The 21,197-nt window shown below is 73.6% G+C and carries 10 protein-coding genes; 3 read left to right on the forward strand and 7 right to left on the reverse strand.

From position 1 onward, the window contains the following. Positions 1-26: 26 nt before the first annotated feature. Positions 27-1,172, reverse strand: coding sequence for an FAD-dependent monooxygenase (locus ACWEGE_RS00815; RefSeq protein ID WP_449658364.1), 1,146 nt, complete (start codon positions 1,170-1,172; stop codon positions 27-29). A gap of 89 nt (positions 1,173-1,261) precedes the next feature. Between ACWEGE_RS00815 and ACWEGE_RS00820 the strand changes: the two genes are divergently transcribed. Further along, positions 1,262-1,957, forward strand: coding sequence for a TetR family transcriptional regulator (locus ACWEGE_RS00820; protein ID WP_449658365.1), 696 nt, complete (start codon positions 1,262-1,264; stop codon positions 1,955-1,957). 49 nt (positions 1,958-2,006) lie between these two features. On the opposite strand, the gene ACWEGE_RS00825 is transcribed toward ACWEGE_RS00820, so the two are convergent. From ACWEGE_RS00825 to ACWEGE_RS00835, 3 genes are all read right to left on the reverse strand, one after another. After that, positions 2,007-4,841 carry a glycoside hydrolase family 2 TIM barrel-domain containing protein gene (locus ACWEGE_RS00825; protein ID WP_449658366.1) on the reverse strand — a complete coding sequence of 945 codons (2,835 nt, stop codon included), beginning with the start codon at positions 4,839-4,841 and terminating at the stop codon, positions 2,007-2,009. 99 nt (positions 4,842-4,940) lie between these two features. Further along, positions 4,941-5,939, reverse strand: a complete 999-nt coding sequence (locus ACWEGE_RS00830; protein ID WP_449658367.1) for a LacI family DNA-binding transcriptional regulator — start codon at positions 5,937-5,939, stop codon at positions 4,941-4,943. Between the two features lie 36 nt (positions 5,940-5,975). Continuing rightward, entirely contained in the window at positions 5,976-7,367 is a 1,392-nt protein-coding gene (locus tag ACWEGE_RS00835) for an amino acid permease (RefSeq protein ID WP_449658368.1), read from the reverse strand. Positions 7,368-7,528: 161 nt separating this feature from the next. Between ACWEGE_RS00835 and ACWEGE_RS00840 the strand changes: the two genes are divergently transcribed. Next, on the forward strand, positions 7,529-8,434 hold the full coding sequence (locus ACWEGE_RS00840) for a glutaminase (protein ID WP_449658369.1): 906 nt from the start codon (positions 7,529-7,531) through the stop codon (positions 8,432-8,434). A gap of 1 nt (position 8,435) precedes the next feature. Here ACWEGE_RS00840 and ACWEGE_RS00845 read toward each other — a convergent pair whose 3' ends face one another. The 3 genes from ACWEGE_RS00845 to ACWEGE_RS00855 form a co-directional block, all read right to left on the reverse strand. After that, positions 8,436-11,825, reverse strand: a complete 3,390-nt coding sequence (locus tag ACWEGE_RS00845) for a DEAD/DEAH box helicase (RefSeq protein WP_449658370.1) — start codon at positions 11,823-11,825, stop codon at positions 8,436-8,438. Positions 11,826-11,916: 91 nt separating this feature from the next. Continuing rightward, a complete protein-coding gene (locus tag ACWEGE_RS00850; RefSeq protein ID WP_449658371.1) occupies positions 11,917-12,534 on the reverse strand; it encodes a helix-turn-helix transcriptional regulator in 618 nt (205 codons plus the stop codon). Then, positions 12,531-13,652, reverse strand: a complete 1,122-nt coding sequence (locus ACWEGE_RS00855) for a threonine synthase (protein WP_449658372.1) — start codon at positions 13,650-13,652, stop codon at positions 12,531-12,533. Before ACWEGE_RS00855 ends, ACWEGE_RS00850 begins: the two co-directional genes overlap by 4 nt. 755 nt (positions 13,653-14,407) lie before the next feature. On the opposite strand from ACWEGE_RS00855, the gene ACWEGE_RS00860 reads away from it, so the two are divergent. After that, the gene (locus tag ACWEGE_RS00860; protein ID WP_449658373.1) at positions 14,408-21,196 is read left to right on the forward strand and encodes an SDR family NAD(P)-dependent oxidoreductase; all 6,789 of its coding nucleotides are present in this window, start codon (positions 14,408-14,410) and stop codon (positions 21,194-21,196) included. The last annotated feature ends 1 nt before the right edge of the window (position 21,197 follow it).

A 21,197-nucleotide genomic window follows, 5' to 3' on the forward strand; every position in this document is an offset into this window, starting at 1 on the left:
ACGGACGGCCCGTGGCCCGATCTCGCCTAAGCCGCGCGGGCCGGCACCAGGCGCCGGGCCGCGGAGACGAGCGGCAGCAGGCGCGTCCCGAAGTTGCGGGCCGCCAAGCCGCCGCGGGTGGCCGGGATCAGCAGTGCCGCCGCCGTCGAGACCGCTCGCTGCTTCGGCTCCACCAGCTTCCGGTGGGCGCTTTCGTACCGCCGGAACGCCGACGGCGCGTCTCCCGGCGTCCGGCCCAGCTCTTCGGCCAGCGTGTAGGCGCCCGCCATGGCCAGCGTCGAGCCGTCGCCGAACAGGGACACGCACGATGCCGCGTCGCCCGCCAAGGCGATGCGATCGGTGCTCCAGCGAGCCATCCGGACCCGGCTCACCGAGTCGAAGTACAGGTCGTCGGCCGAGCGCACCTGGGCCAGCAGTTCCGGGACCCGCCAGCCCGCGCCCGCGTAGGCCTCGGCGAGCAGGCGCCGGTGCAGCGCGGTGTCCCGGTGGTCGAACCCCGGCAGCGCGTCGCCGCGGAACATGAACGCCGCGATGCCGTGGCCGCGGGACGGGTGCACCGCCACCGCCCGGCCCGGCGAGTTGTACATCTCGATCGCCGTCGCGTCGGCGGGCGGCCCGGCCAGCGGCAGCGTCGCGATGTAGACGCCCACGTGTTCGACGAACGCGCGTTCCGGGCCGAACGCCAGCCGCCGCACCGCCGAGTGCAGCCCGTCCGCGCCCAGCACGAGGTCGAACCGCCGCGGGGCGCCGCGCTCGAACGTGACGTCGACGCCGCCGTCGTCTTCGCGAAGCTCGGTGATCGAGTCGTGGAAGACGAACTCGGCGTGCTCGCGCGCCGCGTCGTGGAGGATCGCGGCGAGGTCGGTGCGGGGGAGTTCGATGTCGCCGCCCGCGCCGAGCAACCCCATCGGGATCCGGCCGGTGCGCCTGCCCGCGTCGTCCACGAAGTTCAGCGCCGTCGCGCTCGTGCCCGCTTCCCGCAGTCGCGTGGTGATGCCCATCTGCTCCGCGACGCGCAAGGCCGGCCCGCGGACGTCGACCGGGCTCCCGCTCGAGCGCAGCCCGGTGGCCCGCTCGACCACGGTCGGCCGGAAGCCGGCGCGGGCCAGCCAGTACGCCAGGGTCGGCCCGGCGACGCCGGCGCCGGAGATCAGCACGGTCTGTTCGGTCATCGTGGTGCCCCCATCGCTGTCCTGACCATCGGTCAGTGCCGACGGTACGCTCCTGTCCGCCGGTCAGGCAAGGGCGCTACGCTGAGGCGATGACGGACGACACCCGGGCGCGGATCCTGCGCGCGGCGCTGGAGGAGTTTTCGGCGCGGGGGTACCACGCCACCTCGGTGCGGGAGCTGGCCGAACGGGTGGGGGTCACCAAGACCGCGGTGCTCTACCACTTCCCCGGCAAGGTGGACATCCTGACCGCGCTGGCCGAACCGATGCTGGCCGCCTTGGAGGCCGTGCTGGCGAAGGCGGCGGAGGTCGACGACGTCCGCCGCGCGGTGCTGGAAGGACTCCTCGACGTGTGGCTGGAGCACCGGTACCTGCTGCGGCTCAACCTCGTGGACCTGGGCCTGACCGCGTCCGGCGCCGTGTTCGCGCGGTTCCGTGACGGCATGCTCCGGGCCAACGCCCTGGTCGCCGGCCCGGACGCGGACCTGGCCGGCCGTGTCCGGGCGGCGCAGGCCATCGCGATGCTCAGCGACCCGGTGGTCCTCTTCGCCGACGTCGCGGTGTCGGAGCTCCGAGAGGCGATCCTCGACGGCGTCGACCGCCTCTTCGGCACTTCCGCGCCGCCCGGCAGGCCCCGCGCCGGCCGCGGCCGGCCGACGGTGATGAGCCCGGAGACGATCGAGGCCGCCCGTCGGCTCTACGACTCGGGCCACTCACCGGCGGATATCGCGGCCGAGCTCAGCGTCTCCCGCGCCACGATCTACCGGCACCTGTCCGACGGCGATTAATGAGACGACTTGTGCGATTTATTGAGACGAGTCGTGCGAGCGCTCGTCCTCACCCGGAAAGGGGGCGGAACCACAACGTGAACTCCGTCTTCTGCGGCACCAGCCGATACTCCGGCAACACCCCGGGCCCGCACGAAGCCGTCCCCAACCCGTGCTGGGCCACGTCCAGCGTCAGGTGCACCACGTCGTCCGGGGTCAGGTCGTCGGTGTGCCGCGCCGCCTCCAGTGCCGCCGCGGTCCAGCGGCGGGCCGTGAACTCGAACACCGGGTCGCCGGCCACCTGGATGCCCGGGCCGTCCGGGGCGGTCAGGCGGGCCCAGCGGACCGCCGTTCGGTTGCCGTTCTCCTGCGGGTACACATACGGCGTCTGGAGACCGTCGACGCTGCTGGAAAACCGGCCGATGCGGGCCGCCTGGCGGCTGTCCGGGTACGCCTCGCCGGGGCCGCCGCCGAACCACTCCGCCGAGCCGAGCGTGCCCGGGATCGCCATCGCCAGCCCCAGCCGGGGGAGGGTGCCCGGGAACTCGCCGTCCGGGGTCACCTCGACCCGCAGGCGGAGGCGGTCGTCGAACGCCGTCCACGTGTAGTCGGCGAACAGCCCGAACGATTGCGCCGGCGGCGCCACCCGGGTGCGCACCACCAGTTCCTCGCCGTCGGCGTCGATCGTGATCACGCGGTGCTGCATGCGGTGCAGGCCGGCCTCGCGCCACTGGTCGGCGGCGGGCCGCCCGGCGAACGTGCCGCGGTCGTTGTCGGTCGTCGCGCGCCAGACGTCGAGACGCGGGCCGCGCACCGGGTGCTCGCCGAGCGCCGACAAGGTCCCCGTCGACGGGTCGAACCGGCCGGCCCCCAGCACCAGCCGGCCGCCGGTGCGGAACACCGGGCCCCGCGGCGGCAGCGGCGCCGCGGCCGGGGCCGCCGACACCGCCAGCTGACCCCAGCCGACGACGTGGCCGGCCGGGGCCCACGCCGTCGCCGAGGTCAGCGACGCGGACACCGTCAGCCACGACTCCCCGCCCGTCGCGGGCAGCTCGGGCAGCGGGACCGAAACACTCTGTCCTGATCGGACAGCCGGCACATCGAGAACACCCTGCGCGGCAGCGACTCCTTCGTCCTCCAGCACCCAGGTGAACGTCAGGTGCCCGGTGTCGGCGAAGTCGTAGTGGTTGCTCACCACGAGCCCGTCCGCGCCGGCCGAGATCCGGACCGGCTCGATCACCTTCGCGAACTCGAGCAGCCCCGGCGACGGCGTCCGGTCGGGGAAGACCAGGCCGTCGATGACGAAGTTGCCGTCGTGGATCGGCTCGCCGAAGTCGCCGCCGTAGGCGAAGTGCCCGTCGGCGGCGAGGCCGTGGTCGATCCACTCCCAGAGGAACCCGCCCTGGCAGTTCGGGTAGCGCTCGAACAGCTCGCGGTACTCCAGCAGCCCGCCCGGGCCGTTGCCCATCGCGTGCCCGTATTCGCACTGCAGGAACGGCAGGTCCCGCCGGCGCTCGTTGGTGTCCTCCCGGCGGCCGATCCGCTCGACCTCCTCGTGCGTGGCGTACATCCGGCTGTGCACGTCCACGTAGGCGCAGTCGTGGTCGCCTTCGTAGTGCACCGGCCGCGTCGGGTCGCGGTGGCGCACCCACTCGGCCATCCGGGCGAGGTTCTCGCCGGTGTGGCTTTCGTTGCCCAGCGACCAGAGGATCACGCTGGGCCGGTTCTTGTCCCGCTCCACCGTGCGCCGCATCCGGTCGAGGTAGGCCTCGGCCCACGCCGGCTCGCCGCTCGGGTTGCCGGCCCAGCCCAGCAGCTCGAAGCCGTGGGTCTCCAGGTCGCACTCGTCGATCACCCACAGGCCGTGGGTGTCGCACAGCTCGAGGAACGCCGGGTCGGGCGGGTAGTGGCTGGTCCGGACCGCGTTGACGTTGTGCCGCTTCATCAGCAGGACGTCGGCCAGCGCCGTCTCCGGCGAAACCACGCGCCCGGTGCGCGGGTCGTGCTCGTGGCGGTTGACCCCGCGCAGCATCAGCGGACGGCCGTTGACCTTCAGCTGCCCGTCCTCGATGGCCACGGTCCGGAACCCGATGCGCACCGGGACCCGCTCGGCCGCGGTGGCCAGCGTGCCTTCGTAGAGCCGCGGCGTCTCGGCGCTCCACGGCTCGACCTGCAGCTCCAGCGCCTCGCCGGCGGGGTGCCCGGTGACGCCCAGCTCGGGGATGTCCAGCACGACGTCCGGGCCGGTCTCGACCCGGACGGTGCCCAGGCCGGTGGTGTGGTCGTAGTCCGCGCGGACCCAGTAGTCGCCGATGCCGCCGTCCGGGCGGGCCAGCAGCGTGACGGCGCGGAAGATGCCCGAGAGCCACCACATGTCCTGGTCTTCGAGGTAGCTGCCCGCCGACCACTGGTGCACGCGCACGACCAGCACGTTCCCGGCCGGCCGCAGCAGCGCGCCCACCTCGAACTCCGAGGGCAGCCTGCTGCCCTGGGTGACGCCGAGTTCGGTGCCGTTGAGCCAGATCCGGCCGCAGGAGTCGATGCCGTCGAAGCGCAGGACGGCGGACCCGGCCGGCCAGCCGCCGGGCAGGTCGAACCGCAGCCGGTGGTCGCCGGTCGGGTTGTCCGACGGCACGTGCGGCGGCTCGACCGGGAACGGGTAGGGCACGTTCGTGTAGGCGGGACGCCCGTGGCCGTGCAGCTGCCACAGCGACGGCACCGGCAGCTCGTCCCACGCCGAGTCGTCGAAGGCCTCGGCTTCGACCCCCGCCGGCGCGGCCGCGAGGCTCGGCGACAACCGGAACCGCCACGTGCCGTTCAGCGACAACGATGGCGCGTCGGAGGTGAAAGCCGCGCGCGGCGGAAGGGAACCGCGGCCCGGGCCGGGGTCTTCGAGGTACGACATGGGGTCCTTTCCGCGCTCGGCACGCGCCCGAGAACGTTCCCGTGAACGTTCACGGACCGCTCCGCAGTGTGCTTCCCGGCGCGGCCGGGTGTCAAGGGATCAGGCGGATTCGCGCAGGTGGAGACGGGCGCGGACGATCAGCTCTGCCGGTTCGAGCGGCGCCGCGCCGGTGACCAGGCGGGCCGCCTGCTCGACGGCGAGGGCGCCGACCGCGCGGGTGTCGATCGCGACGCTCGAGAGCTCCGGCTCGACCAGCGTGCCCAGGGCGAGCCCGTCGAACCCGATCACGGCGAGGTCGGCCGGCACGCCCAGCCCGAACCGGCGGGCTTCGCGCAGGGCGCCGATGGCCATCACGTCGTTGAAGGCGAACAGCGCGGTGACGTCGGGGTGGGCGGCGAGCAGGGTGGCCAGCGCCGAGCCGCCGCCGTCGACGCTCTGGGCACCGGCGGTGATCCAGCCGGGCTGCACGGAGACCCCGCACCCGGCGGCGGCCCGCAGGAACCACCGGCGGCGGACGCTCGGCCCGGGGGTCCCGTCGAGCATGCCGATCCGCCGGTGCCCGCGCGAGACGAGGTGGGCGACGGCCTCGCGGACGCCGTCTTCGCCGTCGACCACCACACCGCTGAACCGCGGCGTGCGCGGCTCGCGGTCGATCAGCACGACCGGGATGCCGGCGGTGAGCCGGTCGAGGTCCTCATCGGACCGGCCGAAGTAGCCGGTGACCGCGTCGACCTGGGTGCCGATCACCCGCAGCGTGGCGAGCTCCTGCTCGGGGTCGTCGGCGGTGTCGTGCACGACGACGTGCCAGCCGCGGGCCCGGGCCGCCTCCAGCGCGCCGGAGGCGACCTCGGTGAAGAAGGGGTTGAGCAGGTCCGGCACGACGAGGCCGATCGTGGTGGTGTCCGGCCGGACCAGGCCGCGGGCGAAGCGGCTGGGGCGGTACCCGAGCTCGCGGACGGCGTCGAGCACGCGCTGCTTGGTCGAGCCGTCGATCTCGGCCTTGTCGTTCAGCGCGCGGGACACCGTCTGCCGGGAAACCCCGGCCGAACGGGCGACGTCGTGGATCGTCACCCGCCGGGGCTCCGTGGTTCCGGGCACCGCCCCACCTCCTCGTCCGGAGGTCGAGTATGCCCGCTACCCGGCCGGGGTGCGTTCGCGGCGCTTGACCACGATCCGCCAGCCCACCACCAGGACCACCGCGAGCACCGGGATCGAGTAGAACGCGATCTTCTCGGCGCCGTCGGAGAAGCCCATCAGCACCACCACCAGGGCCAGGAACCCCAGCGTCGCCCAGCCGCTGTAGGGCGCCCACGGCATCCGGTACGACGGGCGCTCGAGCTCACCGCGCAGGGCGGCCTGGCGCAGGCGGAGCTGGCAGAAGATCAGGGTCGCCCAGGTGCTGATCACGCCCAGGGACGCGATCGCGATGGCGATGTCGAACGCCTCCTTCGGCACCAGGTAGTTCAGCACCACGCCCAGCACGTAGGCGACCGACGTGAACATGATGCCGCCGTAGGGCACGTGCCGGCTGCTCATCCGGCTGACGAACGACGGCGCTTCGCCCTTCTCGGCCAGTGAACGCAGGATCCGGCCCGTCGAATAGAGGCCCGAGTTGACGCTGGACAGCGCCGCGGTCAGGACGACCGCGTTCATCACGTCGCCGATGCCCGGGATGCCGAGCCTGCTGAACACGGTGACGAACGGGCTCTCGTCGCCGCTGTAGAACGGCCACGGCAGCAGCATCGCCAGCAGCAGCACCGAACCGACGTAGAACACGCCGATCCGCCAGACCACGCCGTTGATCGCCTTCGGCAGCACCTTGCGGGCGTTCTTCGTTTCGCCGGCCGCGATGCCGACGACCTCGATGGCCGAGTAGGCGAAGATGACCGCCTGCAGCGTCATCAGCGCGACGCCGATCCCGGCCGGGAAGAGTCCACTGTGGCCGGTGAGGTTGTGCGCGCCGGCCGGTGCGCCGCCGATGTCCGCGCTCGTCAGCACCAGCCCGGCGCCGACGACCAGGAAGACGACGATGGCCAGCACCTTGACCACCGAGAACCAGAACTCCAGCTCGCCGAACACCTTCACCGACAGCAGGTTCACCACCAGCAGGACGCCGAGCGCGACCAGCGCGGTGATCCACTGCGGCACGTCCGGCAGCCACTTGTGGACGTAGATGGCGACCGCGGTGATCTCGGCGATCCCGGTCATCGCCCAGTTCACCCAGTACATCCAGCCCGAGGCGAAGCCGGCCCACGGCCCGATGAACTTCCGCGCGTAGGTGACGAAACTGCCGGAGCTGGGCTCGTGCAGGACGAGCTCGCCGAGCGCGCGCATCACGAAGTAGGCGGCGATTCCGCAGATCGCGTAGGAGAAGATCAGCGACGGGCCGACCTGGTGGAGCTTGCCGCCGGCGCCGAGGAAGAGCCCGACGCCGATCGCGCCGCCGATGGCGATCATCTGCACCTGGCGGTTGCCCAGTGCTTTCGAATAGCTTTCACCTTTTTCGGTGAGCAGCGAGGAATCCATGGTTACCGGACGCTAGAGCGGTGTGCGGCAGGTCACCAAGCGGACTAAGGAAGACTTAAGGTGTGCCGGATCTCACCCGGAGATCGTTCCGCGAATCGCCGGTTCCGATTTGACACGGGCCGCCCGCGGCCGGTGCGGGAGCGCGTTCTACGCTCGGGCCCGTGGACCTCGCGGCGCTGCTGGACCGGATAGCCGACGACGTCGCGACCGACGTCGGCCGCGGCGCCGTCGCGGACTACATTCCCGCGCTGGCCAGGGTCGCGCCGGGTCGGTTCGGCATGGCGGTGGCCGAAGTGGACGGTGCGGTGCACGGCGTCGGCGACTGGGAGCACCCGTTCTCCGTGCAGAGCATGTCCAAAGTGTTCACACTGGCGCTGACCCTTTCCCGCGGTGACGGCGTGTGGGCGCGGGTCGGCCGCGAACCGTCGGGCGATCCGTTCAATTCACTGGTGCAGCTCGAACACGAGGACGGCATTCCGCGCAACCCGTTCATCAACGCGGGCGCGCTGGTGGTGACCGACGAACTCGCCCGCCACGGCGACGCGGCGGAGGCGCTGCTCGCGTTCGTCCGGGAGGAGAGCGGGCGTGCGGAGATCGCCGTGGACCCCGAGGTGGCGGCCTCGGAGGCGGGGCACGCCGACCGCAACCGCGCCCTCGCGTACTTCATGGCCTCCTACGGCAACATGCGCCACCCGGTGCCGTCGGTGCTCGACCAGTACGTCCGCCAGTGTTCGATCGCGATGAGCTGCGCTGACGTCGCCCGCTCGGCGCTGTTCCTGGCCCGCCACGGCCTGCGCAACGACGGTTCGCGGCTGCTCGGGCTCAGCGCGGCGAAGCGCATCAACGCGGTGATGCTGACGTGCGGAACGTACGACGCGGCGGGCGAATTCGCCTACCGCGTGGGCCTGCCGGGCAAGAGCGGCGTGGGCGGCGGCATCGTCGCGATCGTCCCGGGCCGGTGCGCGGTGTGCGTGTGGAGCCCGGGGCTGGACGCCCGCGGCAACTCCGTCGCCGGGGTCGCCGCCCTCGACCGGTTCACCACGCTCACGGGCTGGTCGATCTTCTGATTCAGCCCGCACCCCGGCCGGTGTCCCGGACCGGCAGGGCGGTGGCCAGGACGTCGAAGTACCGCTGGTCCTGCCAGCGGCGACGGTCACCGATCACGTAGAGCCGGCGCTTCGCCCTCGAGACCGCGACGTTGAGCAGGTTGGGCTTGGCTGCGGCCCACCGGCGCGCCCCCTCACTGGCCGGATCGCTGCCGAGCACGATCACGACGACGTCGGCCTCCTGTCCCTGCACGGTGTGGACCGTGCCCACCTCGATCGCCGCGGGCCCGCCGCCGGACCGCTGCCGGACTACGCGCCGGGCACCCCGGATCACGTCCCGGAAGGGGCTGACCACCCGGATGGCGCCCGGTGCGACGCCGAGTCCGGCCAGCTCGTCGAGCAGCTGCCCGAGCGCCTGCCCTTCGGCCGGTACCCAGTGTTTCTGCGAATGCGCCGAAGGGACGTCGATCCATTCGTCGCGGCCGGGGTACGGCGGCCGTTCGCCGGTGCCGAAGACCATGAGCTCGCCGCCGTAGGCGATGCGGTTGGAGATCTCGAACATCAGCCGGTCGCACCGCCGGTGCACGCGCAGGGGAGCACCCACCCAGGTCGACCCCTCACCGATCGGGTCGGGCAGTGCGGTGCCGAACCGGTTGAGCCGGTCGGCCACGCGCTGGGCCGAAGTCGCGTCCGGCAGCCATTCCTCGGCGACGCGGTACCGCTTGAGCAGGGCCGCCTGCGCGGTGGACGGCAGCGTGACGATCGGCTCGAGCTGCTGGGGGTCGCCGACGAGCACGGACCGCCGGGCGCGCCAGATACCGCCCGCCGTCTGCTGGGGCGTGGCCTGACCGGCCTCGTCGATGAAGAGCCACCCCAGCGCTTCGGAACCGAGGCGGCCGAACAGCCGCGGAAGTGACGCGAAGGTCGTCGAGATCACCGGCACGACCAGGAACAGCGTCTGCCAGACCGCGAGCAGCGTTTCGTCCCGGAGCTTCGGGTTCCCGCCGAGCACCGCCACGGCGGCGGTGAGGTTGTCGCGCATCGGCGCACCTGCCCCCAGGACGAAGGCCTTGTGCAGCCGGAGCGCCTCGAGGGTGACCCGGTTGCGGGCGGCGGTGAACTCCGGGTCGGCCCAGGGTGCGCACAGCTGGAAGGCGTCGTCGCCGGTGAACGCCGTGGGATCGGGAACGTGGCCCGGCCACCGGCTGTGCGCGGCGGCGATGAACGAGGTGATCTTGTTCAGCTCGAACTGCGCCTGTTCGAGCCGGCCGCCGGCGTCGTGAAGCCGGGCCTCGAGGGCCGAGCCTTCCCCGGCCAGGTGGTGCAGCGCGGCCGTCCACTGCTCCACCGCCTGGGCTGCTCGGTCACGCTCACGGCGCAGCCGGTCGTGTTCGGCGTGCCACGCGCGACCGGCCCGGAACAGCGTGGAGACGGAGACCCAGAAGCCGGGCTTGTCCGCGCGGTGGTCGCGGTGGACGGCCGTGGCGTGGTGCAGTGCGGCCGCGGCGGCCGCGTGCCCGTGCCGCGCTTCGGCCATCCGCGTGCCGAGGACCGCCTGCTGGTGCCGGAGCTGGGCCAGCACCGCTTCGGCGTCGCGCAGGCCGGCCTCCGAACCGGGGCGGTCCCGCAGGGCCCGGGAAACCTGCTCCCGTTCGGCGGCCAGCTGGGTGCACGCGGCCTCGGCCTCGCGGAACCGGCGGACGGCCGTCGCCCAGTCGTCGACCGAGCCGGGCTTGTCCCGTGCGGCGCGCAGGATGCGCTGCATCCCGGGGATGTCGGGCTTCGCCACCTGGTCCTCCGTCGGCAGGGACTCCTGACCCCACCAGAACCGGTTGGCGAACTGGCCGCAGTTCCTGCGGTTGCCGAGCGTGGCCGCGAGCAGGCCCCACGCCGGCTTGTCGAGCACGTGCGTGGCCAGCCCGCGGAAGTAGTCGACGGCGCCCGCGGCCTCTTCGGCACCGCCGACCGCCGCCACGCCGGGGATCTCCGCGGTCACGTTCGCGGCCGCCTTGTTCCCGGAGGTGGCCACGAGGATTTCCGCGCCGGTCACGGCGGGCGAGACGCTCCGGACGGTGGCCGAGTACCGCTCGGTGATTTCGACCCGCTCGAGCTCGCCGGAGAACGCTTCGGCGGGCGCGGACAGCTCCGCGAGCGCGTGGGCCCGCCGCACCAGCACGGCGGCGATCACGTCCCGCAGCAGGGTGGTCTTGCCGGTGCCGGGCGGCCCGTTCACCGCGAACATCCCGCCCGTCTCGCCGAGCTCGGCCACGATCCGGTCGACGGCGAACTGCTGGCTCAGCACCAGCGGCCGTTTCGGGTCGCCGGGCCACCGCCCGAGCGGCAGCCGGGCGGGCTCGACCCCGTCGAGCACGGCCTGCGGGGTGGCGCGGACGTCGACCCGGTCGCCGGCCGGCACGCAGCCGGCGTCGGAAAGGAACCCGCGCAGGCCGGGCCCGAGGTCGCCGGCCCGGACGGCCTCGGCGATCTTGGCGAGGTCGTTGACGTGGAAGCTGTTGAGGAACGCGCTGTCCCGGGCCTCGGCGGCGTCCTTGACCCGCACCTTCGTGCACTGGACGCGGATGCCCCGCGGGTCGAGCGGGCCGGTGACGCCCAGCGCTTCGGCCAGTTCGGCGGTGAACTCGTGCAGGGCGGCCGCGGTGAGGTCGAACCGCGGCGTCCGCGAGCCGGTTCCCGGCTCGGCCGGCTTCTTCTTCGCGGGCGTCAGGAGCTTCTCGGCGAAGGTTCCGGCCACCGCGCCGGCGATGCCTCCGACGACCGGGCCGGCGAGCGAGGTGACCGCGGTGGTGACGGCCGCGCCGGTGGCCTTGGCCCCGGCTCCGGCGGCCTCCCGCGCCGCCTCCTTCGCGTGCTCGCCCAAGGCGTGCAGAGCCGGGTTCGCCGCCTTGGCCCGGCGCTCGGGTGGGGCCAGCCGGTCCAGGCCCTCGGCGAAGCCGTGTTCTTCGGCTTCGAAGCCGTCGAGCCAGCCGGTGCCGTCCGGGCCTTGCGTGCTCAGCCTGCCGAGGGCCCAGGCACAGGCCGAGAGGGTGCCGGAGCCCTCGACCAGGAAGCCGTCGGCGTCCACCGTGAAGGCGAACAAGGCCGCCTGGCCGGAGCTGCGGCCATCCGGTGGCGTGGCGTCGTCGCCGAACGCCCGGGCGAGCGTGTCCCGGATCGCCTTCAGCTCGTAGAGGCCGCCGTAGACGGTGAACTGCCACGTCAGCGTCGGCCGCAGGGGACGGGCCCGCAGGGGGTGGCGTTCGGACCACGGCGCCGGTTCCCGCGGGTCGAGGTCGAACACCAGCTGGTCGGCGCCGGGGCCACCACGCCGGTCGAGCTTGGGCACGGTGGCCGGGCTGAGTGTTTCGACGGCACGCCAGAAGTCCACCGTGCGCGCTTGGCTGTCCCCCTGCATGAGCCCCCTCACGTCTGTGGCGGGAGTCACTGTACGCCATGCTGGTCACAGCGGGTCACCGAACGGGTGACGACCGTCGGGGGTACCGAGTTCAGCGCAGGTAGTTGTAGACGCTGGCCCGGGAGATCCCGAGCAGGTCGGTCAACGCCGGCACCGCGTTCTTCAGCTCCAGGAACCCGCGTTCCTTCAGCGACCGGACGAGGTCCTTCTTCGCCGCCGCCGGCAGGCTGCGCGGGGTGTGGCCGCGCTCGGTCGCGTAGTCCTCGATCAGGGCCCGCAGCTCGCCGGCCGTCCGGGCCCGCAGGGATTCGGCGAGCGGGGCCGGCTCGTCGGTGGCGGCGAGCCGGGTCAGCGCGTGGGCCGCCGAGCCGAGCAGCGACACGTCGAGGTTGAGGCACAGCGCCGCGACGTACTCGCCGTCCGCGTTGCGGATGCCGATCGACGTGCTCTTCGCGGGCCGGCCGTCCGGGAAGCGGTTCGGGTAGTTCTGCAGCACGTCGGGGAACTCCGGGTCGGCGATCCGGGCCAGGCCCAGCTCGGTGGCCGGGTCGCCGGCCGCGCGGCCGGACAGGCCGCCTTCGACCGCGCGGACCGCGTGGGCCGGGTCGCGCAGGTCGTGCAGCACCACCTCGCACAGGCCGGGGAACATCCGGCCGACGGCGTGGGCGATCTTCTCGGCCTCGCGCAGCAGCAGCTCGTCCTCGGTCATCCGATCAGCTCCCGCAGCGCGTCCGCCGCCTTGAGGCCGGAGCCGGTGAGCACGACGACCGTGGTCTCGCCGGGCCGGATGGCGCCTCGCGCGCGGAAGACGTCGATCGCCGCCGCGGCCGTCGCGCTCGTCGGCTCCGCGTACAGGCCGAGCGACGCCAGCCGACGGGCGGCCGCGCCGATGGCGTCCTCGTCGATCGCCGCCGTGTCGCCGCCCGAGCGCCGGATCGCCGCGACCACCTCCGGCAGCCGCACCGGGCGCCGGATCGCCGTCCCTTCGGCGACGGTCGGGGCGAACCCGGGCGGCGGCCGGTCGTGGACGGCCGCGTCGATCGGGGAGCAGTTGCGCGGCTGGGCGACGAGCAGGCGCGGGCGCCGCGTGATCGACCCGGCGGCCAGCAGCTCCCCGAACCCGAGGTCGCAGCCCAGCACGATGCTGCCCGCGCCGGCCACGGTGACGACGGCGTCCGGTGCGCGGAAGCCGAGGTCTTCCCACAGCTCGTAGGCGAGGGTCTTGGTGCCCTGCAGGAAGAACGGGTGCCAGTTGTGGCTGGCGTAGGTGGTGTGCTCCGCGCGCCGGACGGCTTCGGTGGCGGTGTCGTCACGGGTGCCCGGCACCAGCTCGACGGTCGCGCCGTACGCGCGGGTCTGCAGCACCTTCGCCGCCGACGTCCCCTCCGGGGCCAGGACGGTCGCCGCGATCCCGGCCGCGGCGCTGTAGGCCGCCACCGACGAGCCGCCGTTGCCGGAGCTGTCCTCCAGCAGCTCGCGCACGCCGGCGCCGGCCAGCGCGGAGACCATGACGCTGGAGCCGCGGTCCTTGAAGCTGCCCGTCGGGCTGAACCACTCGAGCTTGAACCGGACCTCGGTGCCGCCCCACGTCCGCGGGACGAGCGGGGTGCAGCCTTCCCCCAGCGACACCGGGCGGAGGTCGCCGGGCAGCGCGGCCCGGTACCGCCAGAGCGAGCGGACGCCCGCGTCGACGTCCTCCCGGCGCAGGCCGGGCCGGGCCGCGACGGTGAGCGGGGCGCCGTCGTCGCCCCGCCAGCGCCGCGGGTCACCGAGGTAGCGCTTCCCGGACCGCTCGTCGGTGTACCAGTACTCCACCGCCACCTCCACGTCTGGACGATCGGTCCAAGTCTAGACGATCCGTCTAGTGCTACTCCGGAGTATGCGAAATGTCTTCAGCTTCTTCTCAGGAAAAGCTTGTAACGCCGGGGTGGAAATTTACGACCACGGGCGCCGCCGGGCGTACCGCTGGTGGCTGCCCGAATACCGCCCGTCGTGCTCGCCCGGCCACCAGTGGCCGCCGACGTCCGCGTTCGTGGTCTTGTGAGCACCGAGAATCCCGGCGAGTGGTTAATCCACAGTGGACTCAAGAAATCGTCCGGGGTGGCCTCGCGTATTCTGCTGACAATTCTTACGGGGCTCCGGAAAAGCGTGCGCAAATCGACGGTGACAACGTGTCGAGAGTGGAGTGCCCGGATCGGCGAAGCGAGCGTCTTCGCGCGCCTGCTTTACCGGCGGGATAAGCGCCATGGCGAACGGGGAAAGGCCGGACCCGACGGACGACGTGGTCCGGATCGGCCAACGGCGCGGCGTCCACCAGGAGGGATGGCTTGCGCCGTCCGGCGGTGCGAGCCGGGTGGACCACGTCGCGGAACCGGTCCACCGCGGACCGGCCGGGCAATGGTGGCACCGCGTGCCCGCGGGGAACGTGACGGCAACGTTAAATTCTTGCGCCATCGGCCTGGTCCATCCCGAATTTTCTGAACCTCGGCGATGAAATCGCGGTGGGTTGTTGACGGCACGGAAGGAACCCGCTTAAGTACACCCCGTTACCCTTCACCCTTTCGTGCGTAGCGGGAGTTCCCATGCGTCTCTCGAAAGACGACTCCGTGCCGGCGCTGGTCGTCGCCGTGTCGCCGCTGCGATGGCCGTCGGCGCGCGGGGTCGCCGCCGCCGCACGCGGGGGCGGGCTCGGCGTGCTCGACCTGACCGCCGGGGGAGCCGCAGCCGCCGACGAGCTCGCGCTGCTCGGGGAATGGGGTGTCCCGGCGTTCGGGGTCCGCCTGGCGGGCCCCGCGGACCTGCCCGACGCGGTGACCACCGTGCTGCTGACCGAAGATGCCGGGTGCAGGCCGCGGGACTTCCCGGGCCGGCGGGTGCTCGCCGAAGTCACCTCGCGGGCGGCCGCCCGCCGGGCGGTCGCCGGGGGCGCCCACGGCCTGGTCGCCCGTGGGCACGAATGCGGCGGGCCGGTCGGGGAACTGAGCACCTTCGTGCTGCTGCAGGCCCTGCTCGCCGAGGAGGGCGTCGACGTCCCGGTGTGGGCGGCGGGCGGCATCGGCCCGCACACCGCCGCGGCCGCCGTCGCGGGTGGCGCGGCCGGCGTCGTCGTCGACACCCAGCTCGCCCTGCTGCCGGAAGCCGAACTCCCGTCGGCCCTCATCACCGCCGTCACCGGCCTCGACGGCTCCGAGACGACCCTCGCCGACGGCGTCCGCGTGCTGGCCCGGCGCGGGACCGAGCCGCTCGAAGCCGGCCAGGACGTCTTCCTCGCCACCCGGTTCCGCGACCGCTGGGGCACGGTGACCGCCGCGGTCCGCGGCCTCGCCGAGGCCGTCGGCGAAGCCCTGCGCCTGCCGGACGCGGTGCTGGGCCCGGGCAGCGCGGGCAGCCGCGCGCTCGGCACGGCGCTGCCGGTCGCCCAGGGACCGATGACCCGGGTCAGCGACCAGCCCGCCTTCGCGGCCGAGGTCGCCGCGGCCGGCGCGCTGCCGTTCATCGCGCTGGCCCTTTCGGGCCCGGAACAGACCCGCGAGGTGCTGGACCGGACCCGCGCCGCCGTGGGCGACGCGCCCTGGGGCGTCGGCGTCCTCGGCTTCGCCGCCGACGACGTCAAGGCCGCCCAGCTGGCGGTCATCCGCGAACTCCGGCCGACGCACGCGATCATCGCCGGCGGCCGTCCGGCCCAGGCGGCGGCGCTGGAAGAGGCCGGGATCGCCACCTTCCTGCACGTGCCGTCGCCGGGGCTGCTGAAGCAGTTCCTCGAGGCGGGTGCCCGCAAGTTCGTCTTCGAAGGTTCGGAGTGCGGCGGGCACGTCGGCCCGCGCACCAGCTTCCCGTTGTGGGAGGCCCAGCTCGGCGTGCTCGCCGACTTCCTCGCGGTCACCCCGGCCGCCGCCGCGGACCTGCAGCTGCTGTTCGCCGGGGGCATCCACGACGAACGCTCGGCCGCGATGGTGGCCGCCCTCGCCGCCCCGGTGGCCGCCCGCGGTGCCGCGATCGGCGTGCTGATGGGCACCGCCTACCTCTTCACGCGCGAAGCCGTCGACGCGGGCGCGGTGCTCCCGCTGTTCCAGCGCAGTCTCCTCGACGCCGAGCACACCGATCTCCTCGAGACCGCGCCCGGACACGCCACCCGCTGCGTGCGCAGCCCGTTCACCGAGGAGTACGCGGCGATCAAGGCGGGCCTCGCCGAGCGCGGCGTCCCGAGCCGCGACGCCTGGGAGCAGCTGGAGACGCTCAACGTCGGACGGCTCCGGCTGGCGAGCAAGGGCATCGAGCGGGTCGGCGCCGAGCTGCGGAACGTCGGCGAAGACCGCCAGCTCGCCGAAGGCATGTTCATGGCGGGCGAGGTGGCCGTGCTGCGCTCGGCGGTCACCACGCTCGCCGACCTGCACGCCGCGGTCGGCGAGGGGGCGGACGCGTTCCTGCGCGCGCGGGCCGCCGAGTTCGGCGTCACCGATGCCGAACCGCCCGCGCCCGAGCCGCTTGACATCGCGATCGTCGGCATGGCCTGCATGTTCCCGCAGGCCCCCGACCTGGCCGCGTTCTGGGCGAACGTCCTGGCCGGCACCGACGCGGTCACCGAGGTGCCTCCGCAGCGCTGGGACACCGGCCTGTACTACGACCCCAAAGGGCAAGGGGAGCGGACGCCGTCGCGCTGGGGCGGGTTCCTGCCCGAGATCGGCTTCGACCCGCTGAAGTACGGCATCCCGCCGTCGTCGCTGGCCAGCATCGAGCCCGTGCAGCTGCTGGCGCTGGAGGCCGCGCACCGCGCGCTGGCCGACGCGGGTTACGCCGACCGCGCCTTCGACCGCACCCGGACGTCGGTGGTGTTCGGCGCCGAAGCGGGCAGTGACCTGTCGAACGCGATGACGCTGCGCAGCGTGCTGCCGTCCTACCTCGGCGAACTCCCGTCCGAACTGGACGAACGGCTGCCGCGGATCACCGAGGACTCCTTCCCGGGCGTGCTCGCCAACGTCATCGCCGGGCGGATCGCCAACCGCCTCGACCTGGGCGGGGCGAACTACACGGTCGACGCCGCCTGCGCGTCTTCGCTGACCGCGGTCGACGTCGCCTGCAAGGAACTGACCGCAGGCACCAGCGACCTCGTCCTCTGCGGCGGGGCGGACCTGCACAACGGCATCCACGACTACCTGCTGTTCGCCTCCGCGCACGCCCTCTCGCCGACCGGCCGGTCGGCGACGTTCGACAGCGCCGCGGACGGCATCGCGCTCGGCGAAGGCGTCGCGTGCCTCGCCCTGAAGCGCCTTGCCGACGCCGAACGCGACGGCGACCGCGTGTACGCCGTGATCAAGGGCGTCGGCGCGGCTTCGGACGGCCGCGCTCTGGGGCTGACGGCACCGCGGCCCGAAGGGCAGCACACCGCGCTGACCCGCGCCTACCGCAACGCCGGCCTCTCGCCCGCGCGCGTCGGGCTGGTCGAGGCGCACGGCACCGGCACCGTCGTCGGCGACCGGACCGAACTCGGCACGCTGACGAAGGTGTTCACCGAGGCCGGCGCCGCGCCCGGCGGGTGCACGGTCGGCTCGGTGAAGTCGCAGATCGGGCACACCAAGTGCGCCGCGGGCCTGGCCGGGCTGATCAAGGCCGCCCTCTCGGTGCACGCCGGCGTCAAGCCGCCGACGCTGCACCTCTCGGCGCCCAACCCGGCGTGGGACCCTTCGACGAGCCCGTTCGTGTTCCAGTCGGCCGCGCAGCCGTGGACCGCGCCGCCGTCCGAACGGGTCGCCGGGGTCAGCGCGTTCGGCTTCGGCGGCACCAACTTCCACGTGGTGCTCGCCGCGCACGACGGCGTCCCGCCCGCGCAGGCCGCGGACGAATGGCCCGCGGAGCTGTTCACCTTCACGACGGAGGCCGCGGCGCGGGACCTGCTGGCCATGGCCTCGGAGGTCCCGTCGCCGTGGCGGCTGCGGGACCTGGCGCTGGCGGCAGCCGGGCGGGCGCACGGACGCCCGGCGCGGCTTGCCGTCGTCGCGTCCACTGTGGACGAGCTGACCGGGCTGCTGCGGCAGGCGCTCGACGGGCACGACGCACCCGGCGTGTTCCGCGCGGACGACGCGGTGGCGGGCGAGGTCGCGGTGCTGTTCCCCGGCCAGGGCAGCCAGCGGCCGGGCATGTTCGCCGAGCTGTTCGTCGCCTTCCCGGAGCTGCAGCGGTACCTGCACCTGGACCCGGCGACGGCCGACGTCGTGTTCGGCCCGGCGGTGTTCGGGGAGCCGGCGCGGCGGGCCGCCGCGGACCGGGTCACCGACACGCGCGTCGCCCAGCCCGCGCTCGGGATGGCCGGGCTGGCCGCGTTCCGGCTGCTGACCCGCGCCGGCGTGCGGCCGTCGATGCTCGGCGGGCACAGCTACGGCGAGCTGACGGCGCTGGCCGCCGCCGGCGCCCTCACACCGGAAGGACTGCTGCACGCCAGCCACGTCCGGGCGGCGGCGATCCTCGACGCGGTCCCCGACGGCGATCCGGGGACGATGGCCGCGGTGTCGGCGTCCGCCGCCGAGGTGCTCGCCGTCCTCGGCACCTCGCCGGTCGTCCTGGCCAACCACAACTCGCCCCGGCAGACGGTGATCTCCGGGCCGACGGCCGACGTCGAAGCCGCGGTCGGGCACCTGCGGGCCGCCGGGCTCGGCGCGAAGCGGATCCAGGTCGCGTGCGCGTTCCACAGCTCGCTGGTGGCGCCGGCCGGGGAGGCGTTCGGCCGCGCCCTGGACGCGATCGGCGTCGTGCGGCCCGCGGTCCCGGTGTACGGCAACCGGACCGCCGCGCCCTACCCGGCGGACCCGGACGCCATCCGCGGCGAGCTGGCCGCCCAGCTGGGCGCGCCGGTCCGGTTCGTCGAGCAGGTCGAGGCGATGTACGCGGCCGGGGCGCGGGTGTTCGTCGAGGCCGGTCCCGGGGCCGTGCTGGCCAGGCAGGTCGCCGCCATCCTCGGCGACCGGCCGCACCGGACGGTCGGGTTCGAGCAGCCGGGCCGCCGCGGCCTGCCGGGCTTCCTCGGCGCGCTGGCGCAGCTGGCGGTGTCCGGGGTGGGCGTCGAGACGGGCTGGCTGTTCCGCGGCCGCGACGCGATCGACGCGTTCACCGCGCCGCGGCCGAAGCGTCCGGGGTGGACGGTCGACGGCCACCTGCTGCGCGCGGCGGACGGCACGATCCCGGCCGGCGCCCTCCGCCCGGCGGAGCGGGTTTCGTTCGGTGTGGCGGCCACGCCGCCGGCCACATCGGAGGCGATGGTCGCGGACTTCCTGCGCACCGGCCGCGAGATGATCGCGGCGCAGCGGGACGTGCTCCTGGGCTTCCTCGGCGCCGACGCGCCCGCGGAGGTCCGGGCGCCGGTCACCGTGCCGGTCGTCGAGCAGCCGGCGGCGGTGCCGGCCACGGCCCCGAAGGCGGCTTCGGTGCTGGAGACCGTGGTGGCGGTGATCGGGGAGCGGACGGGCTATCCGGTGGAGATGATCGAGCCGGATCTCGATCTGGAAGCCGACCTGAGCGTGGATTCGATCAAGCGGGCGGAAATCGCCGGCGAACTGGCATCCCGCTTGGGGCTGGCCGGCGGTGACGTGGAGGAGTTCGCCAAGGCCCGCACGGCGGCCGCGATCGCCGAGCTGATCGGTGCGGACACCCCTGCTGTGGTGTCCGCGGTCGTGGCTTCGGTGCTGGAGACCGTGGTCGAGGTGATCGGGGAGCGGACCGGGTATCCGGTGGAGATGATCGAGCCGGACCTTGATCTGGAAGCCGACCTGAGTGTGGATTCGATCAAGCGCGCCGAGATCGCCGGCGAACTGGCCACGCGCCTGAACCTCGACACCGGCGGTGACGTCGAGGAACTGGCCAAGGCCCGCACGGCCGCGGCGATCGCCGAGCTGATCGAAGGTGAGCGCTCCAAGGCCACCTTGGTTGCGTCTGGCGCACCGGAGGCCACGTTGGTGCCGGCCGAGCCCGAACCCGAGACCGAGCCGGCGCCGGTTGTCGTTGCGCCGAAACGCCTGGTCATGGCGGAAACCGAGCTTCCGCCGACCGGGGCTCCCGATGTCGCCGGGAAGAAGTTCCTGCTGCTCGGCCAGGGGTCGCTGGCCGAGGGTGTCCGGACCCGCCTCACCGGGCTCGGCGCGTCCGCCGAGGTCGCCGACGAGGTCCGCGCCGGGTTCGACGGTTTCCTGTTCCTGCAGGGGACCGTGCTGCCCGCCGCCTTCCCGCAGTACCAAGCCGCCCTCGCGACGCGGCCCGCCTGGCTGCTGACCGCCGGGCCGGGCGAGGGCCTGCGCGGGTTCCACCGCAGCCTCGCCCGCGAATACCCCGACACCCTCACCCGCGTGGTCGAGCTGTCCCCGGACGAACCGACCGAAGACCAAGAGGCCGCCCTCGTCCACGAGCTGTCCACAGTGGACCGTGAGCCGGTCGTCGTGCGGTGCGGCGAAACCCGGACCGGTTTCCGGATGACCGAACGGGACCTCGGCCCGCTCGGCAGCAGCGGCGCGGGCCCGGCGGGCGACGGCGCCGCCGAAGCCGCCGCGATCGGGCTGACCCGGGAGTCGGTCGTCCTGCTCGTCGGGGGCGCCAAGGGCATCACCGCCCGGTTCGCCGTCACCCTGGCCGCGGCCGCCCGCTGCCGGATCGAACTCCTCGGCCGCACCCCGGTGCCCGCCGCCGAGGACGAACACCCCCGGGCCGAGACGGCCAAGGACCTCCGCGCCGCGCTCATCGAAGCCGGGCTGAAGAGCCCGGCCGAGATCGAACGGACGGTCCGCCGGATCCAGGGCGAACGCGAAGTCCGCCGGACCCTGGCCGAACTCGAAGCCCTCGGCAGCCCGGTGCGCTACCAGTCGGTCGACATGCTCGACGCCGAGGCCGTGCACCGCGCGGTCAAGGAGATCCACGCCGAGCACGGCCGGCTCGACGGCATCGTCTACGCGGCCGGCGTCATCGAAGACAAGCTCGTCGCCGAGAAGACGCCGGAGTCGTTCGAGCGCGTGTACGGCACGAAGGTCGACGGCGCCCGCACCCTGCTCGAGGCGACCGCCGACCTCCCCGAGGAGCCGGCGTTCGTGGTCCTCTTCGGCAGCATCGCCGCGGCGCTCGGCAACCGCGGCCAGTCCGACTACGCCGCCGCCAACGACGCCCTCGAGGCGCTCGGCAGGCAGTGGCCCGCCGGCCGGGCGGTCACCGTCCACTGGGGACCGTGGGCGCCCACCGGCGAGCACGACGGCATGGTGACCCCCGAGCTGATGCGCGACTACGCCCGCCGCGGCATCGCGCTGATCGACCCGGAGGAGGGCACCCTCGGCCTGCTGCGCGAGCTGGCCTGGGGGCGCCCGGACACCGGCGCCGTCGTCCACACGGCGTCCGGGTGGTGAC

Source organism: Amycolatopsis sp. NPDC004747 (genome assembly GCF_053601335.1).